The 2173-nt window shown below is 48.2% G+C and carries 2 protein-coding genes; both read right to left on the reverse strand.

Annotated features, from left to right (window positions below):
- Positions 1–56: 56 nt before the first annotated feature.
- Positions 57–578 carry a hypothetical protein gene (locus D7X94_RS17750; RefSeq protein WP_120429140.1) on the reverse strand — a complete coding sequence of 174 codons (522 nt, stop codon included), beginning with the start codon at positions 576–578 and terminating at the stop codon, positions 57–59.
- Positions 566–2065: a recombinase family protein gene (locus D7X94_RS17755; protein ID WP_120429142.1), complete on the reverse strand. Its 1500-nt coding sequence runs from the start codon at positions 2063–2065 to the stop codon at positions 566–568. The genes D7X94_RS17750 and D7X94_RS17755 overlap by 13 nt, the downstream gene beginning before the upstream one ends.
- Positions 2066–2173 lie beyond the last annotated feature (108 nt).

Consider the following 2173-nt stretch of genomic DNA (forward strand, 5'->3'; position numbering starts at 1 on the left):
AGCGGCTCCTTATGGGAACCGCTCTTGCTTTTTTCCTTTTTTACGAGGGTTCGAATCTATTTTTCGCTTACCTGGATGGTCTCAAATACTCTCCTACACTCCGTGTTTTGGATATTAGAATTCTTTTCGGTCTCGAATCTTTCAATGCTTCGTATTATGTTATATGGATTTCGTGTGTAGGTTGCAAGCACAAACTCCAAAAGATGGTTACAATGTTGCATAACGACATCGGCACTGGGTAGTACTACCTCCTGGGCAATAATCATATGGCGATACTCATCAAAAAAATCGGCAGTTGCTTTCCACTGCTGTTCAATGGCCCCCAATTTTTGTTCAATAAGAGGGTTTTTACCGTTTATAATCTCATCAAATAGCGCCGCTTTGTGTCGTGGCTTGACAAAAGAACCATTATTCTTCATTATTTGGAATCTGTCATAGGAAGGAAGGTTTTCAACTATTTCAGATGTATCTAACTCTTTCCCATCTAAAAAAACTTGATATTCTTTAAAGTACAGTTTACAAGGGACTACACAGGGTAACGGTCTGACGGGCGCTGATATGCCCGTCAGATTTTCCATGTAATGTTCAAGCTGTCGCTTGTGGCGGCAATGGTGGTAATCATCAAATCTACTACCCGCCGTTTGTCGTCAAAGGATACGCTGTCCCATGTGTCGAGGTAGCCAGAAATCTGGCTGACCTGTTCCAGGCTGATGGCTTCCACCGCCAACTCCGCTATTTTCGCCAGAAGTTCCTGCTTGCGTCCGTCCAGTTCTGCTATCTTCACATTCACATAGGAGAGCAGCACATTGTTTGCGCCTGTCAGACTGTCCAGCAACTTTTCAATCTCGCTGTCCACATGGGCAAGTTCCACTTGCAGGGCGGTGATTTTGGGATTGGCCTTTGCCGCTTTCTTCCTGCCAGTCAGTGTCTTGTAGCTGTCCAGCTTTTTCACCATCTGCCGATACACCACCGCTTCCAGTTCCGCCGTGATGATTTTCCCACAGCCGGGACAGCTTTTGTTGTCCAGCCGTTTCGTACAGCGGAGGTACTGTCTGCCGGAGGGATTGAAGATACTCATAAGGGCGTACCCGCAGTTCCCGCACTTGATTTTCCCCGCCAGCCATGTATGGGTGGCTTTCCGGGCGGACTGGATTTTCATGTTGTTCATCAGCTTCTTGCGGCAGGTCAGCCATATATCCGAGGGGACAATCCCCTCATGGGGCGCAAGCACCAGCATTTGGTCTTTCAGGCTTTGGGCCTTGCCCGGCTTCACATCCCGGCCTTGATAGAGATAACACCCGTTCATGCCCGTGAAGTCGGCGACGTCATTGACAAGCACCGTCCCCTGGCTCTTGAAAAACTCGTACACATCCAAGTCCGCCTGCACATAGACGGGGTTGCGTAACATCTGCGCCAGCGTGGGGCGTATCAGTTCCCGGCCATTAAATAAAATGCCCTGTTCCGCAAAGTGCCGGGTAATGTCCCCATAGGAAGTTGTCGGCTCGGCGTACATTTCAAACATCAGCCGGATATTTGCCGCTTCCTCCGGCTTCACTACCAGCCGCTTTGTATTGATACCGTCCATCTTGATAGGCTCCGTATGGAAGCCATAGGGGGCTTTCCCGCCCATCTTGAAGCCCCGCTGACTGCGGGAATAGTAAGCGTCCGTCACCCGCTTCTGTATCGTTTCCCGTTCCAACTGTGCGAACACGATACAAATATTCAGCATGGCCCGGCCCATCGGGGTTGAAGTATCAAACTTTTCCGTGGAAGAAACAAACTCCACATTGTACTGCTGGAACAGCTCCATCATGGTTGCGAAATCCAGAATGGAACGGCTGATACGGTCAAGTTTGTAGACAATGACTTTTGCTATCAGGCCCTTTTTAATATCCCGCACCAACTCTTGAAATTTCGGGCGGTCTGTGTTTTTGCCGCTGTATCCTTTATCTGTGTATTCCCTGCAACTACCGCCTTTCAATTCGTATTTGCAAAACTCAATCTGGCTTTCAATGGAAATGCTGTCCTTTTTGTCTACCGATTGTCTTGCATAGATTGCGTCTATCCGATTATGTCAGCGCCAGTGATAAAATGTAAAAAAACGCCGAGGAAAAAATGTAGTTTTGTGGCGGAGGTGAAGGGAAAAAGATAGACTCCCAATCAGGGCGAGAAA

The organism is Acutalibacter sp. 1XD8-33, from assembly GCF_003612555.1.
In the GTDB taxonomy this organism is placed as follows: Bacteria; Bacillota; Clostridia; order Oscillospirales; family Acutalibacteraceae; genus Acutalibacter.